The organism is Leptotrichia sp., from assembly GCF_057270615.1.
Window position 1 is genome coordinate 1 of the sequence record NZ_DBHIXN010000112.1, and the last position, 2,281, is coordinate 2,281.

Here is a 2,281-nt window from a genome sequence, read left to right on the forward strand (position 1 = left end):
TCAGAGAAATGACTGAAGTTGAAAAAATAAAAGCTGGTAAGACAGTTTTAAGCGACGGAAGTTATTTGGATGAGGTTAATGAAACAATTGTTACGATTGCAAAACCAAATGATTGGAGTGTATGGGATAAAGATTCTCACACTTGGAAAGTTGACAATGATTTATTAAATGCAAAATTAAAAGAATTAAGAGAAAGAGCATCAAAAGACCTAGCAGAAGCTAAATCAAACTTTTTGAATCAGCCGCTTGGAATAGAGAAAGCTGGTAAAAAATATACTTTTGAAAATAATGAAAGAAATAGAAACAGTTTGTCGTTAAAAATATCGTTAATGTGGACTTTGGAACAAGATAAAATTGAGAAAGTAAAAGTGCAAAATGAAAAAGGACTTGTCGAATTTATAGAACTAAATAGAGCTGAATTAAAAATCTTAGCTAAAAAGATTCAGGACATTTTAGAAATTGCTGACATGGCAGAACAAATGGCAGTAGTTGGAATCAGCAGATACACTATTGAACAAATGTTAGATTTAAATGTAAAAGATTTTTTTCAAAATTAAGAGGAGTGATTTGAATGAATATAGAAAAATTGATATGCACAGAAATAGAATTGGATGGTAAAAAATATAAAGTTGTTGGAGCAAAATTTGAAGAAGACAACATAATATTGAATGTTGAAGAAATAAAGGAAGTGATGTAAATGGATAGATTTGAGAAAATATTTGACTATCTGCTGAAAGTTGAGGGCGGATATTCTAATGACAAGCACGACAAGGGTGGAAAAACAAAATACGGAATAACTGAAGAAGAAGCAAGAGAATTTGGATATAAGGGAAATATGCAAGATTTAACAATAGATTTTGCAAAAAATATATATCTAAAAAAATATTATTTAGGAAACAAGCTAGATAAAGTTGCAAATGATAAAGTGGCACTATCTATATGCGACTGGACTGTAAATAGTGGCAAAAACGGAATCAAAAATGCACAGATTGCTATAAATCAGATTACAAATGCAAATCTTGATGTAGACGGAATAATTGGAAACAAAACATTGGAAGCGTTGAATGCAGCAGATCCCGAAAAATTTTTGGAAGTTTATCATAACTTGCAGAGAATTTATTACAGAAGCAAGGTTGAAGGTGACAAGACTCAAAAAGGATTTTTGACAGGCTGGCTAAATAGAGTTCAGAAAAAGGAGGAATATTTGAAAGATTGGGACAAGGAAAATGCAACAACAGAGAATAAAACGTATTCTTTCAGCCAAGAAAGTTTGGATAAAATGAAAAAAGTACATCCAAAGTTAGTTGAAGTTATGAAAGCTGCGATTACAAATAGTCCGTATGATTTTAGAATAACAGCAGGAGCAAGAACAGCGGAAGAACAAAATTATTTGTATCAACAAGGAAGAACAAGAGCAGGACAAAGAGTAACAAATTGCGATGGATATAAAGCTAAATCTAATCATCAAATTAAGAGTGACGGATTTGGGCATGCTGTTGACATATTCCCTTGTGGAGTTGTAGAAAATGGTGTGTATAGAAAATTTACATCAGAAGAAGGATATGACGATAAGAAATTAAGATTAATAGCAAATCATATCTTGGCTGTTGCAAAAAGTAAAAACGTAAATGTTGAATGGGGCGGAAATTGGAAAATGCATGATACACCACATTTTGAACTTAAGTAGTTTTAAAAAAAAATACTTTGTTACAAGCCGTATGAGAACGTTAAAAAAGTTTTTGGATAAATTGGTCGCTTAGTAAGATGAAATTAATTGTAGGGCTTGCTAGGCGGCTTAGAATTGATTTTATAAATTTTAGGAGGAAAAACAATGGATTTTAATAAATTTCAAGATATTTGCAGAGAAGAAGTGACAAAATATTTTAATAGCAGAAGTGACAAGACAGATAAATTTGAATTAAAAAAGGAAAATGTATTTGTGGTATGGTACTGTAAAACATTACAGAATGCAAAAGCGTTATTGAGTACAACTATTTCAGATGGAATGTATTATGAACTTACATACAATGGAGACAAAGATGAGATGTACTTAGATGCATACAAGAAATGGGAAAACAAGAAAATAATTTTTTAGGAGTGATAAAAATGGATAAAATGATAAAAATTTGGATAATTAACAAAGCAACAGAGATGGTTGTAGCAAAAATTTACAAAAATGAAATAATAAACAAAACAAAAAGCGGAGCAGAAAAATTTGATGTAATTGCAAAAGACTTTTGGGAAAAATTGGAAAGTTACATTTTGAAAGAAAAAGAAATTG

Annotated in this window: 4 protein-coding genes; all 4 read left to right on the top strand. The window is 30.5% G+C overall.

Features of this window, described 5'->3' with window-relative positions; all coding sequences use genetic code 11:
* Nucleotides 1-557: hypothetical protein (locus ACO409_RS10690; protein ID WP_485557108.1), on the top strand; the 557-nt coding region annotated here is incomplete at its 5' end.
* 14 nt (nucleotides 558-571) lie between these two features.
* Complete coding sequence (locus tag ACO409_RS10695) at nucleotides 572-697, top strand: hypothetical protein (protein ID WP_485557110.1); 126 nt, start codon at nucleotides 572-574, stop codon at nucleotides 695-697.
* Nucleotides 698-1,687 carry a glycosyl hydrolase 108 family protein gene (locus ACO409_RS10700; protein ID WP_485557112.1) on the top strand — a complete coding sequence of 330 codons (990 nt, stop codon included), beginning with the start codon at nucleotides 698-700 and terminating at the stop codon, nucleotides 1,685-1,687. It begins immediately after the preceding gene.
* A gap of 144 nt (nucleotides 1,688-1,831) precedes the next feature.
* A complete protein-coding gene (locus ACO409_RS10705) occupies nucleotides 1,832-2,095 on the top strand; it encodes a DUF6275 family protein (RefSeq protein WP_485557114.1) in 264 nt (87 codons plus the stop codon).
* The last annotated feature ends 186 nt before the right edge of the window (nucleotides 2,096-2,281 follow it).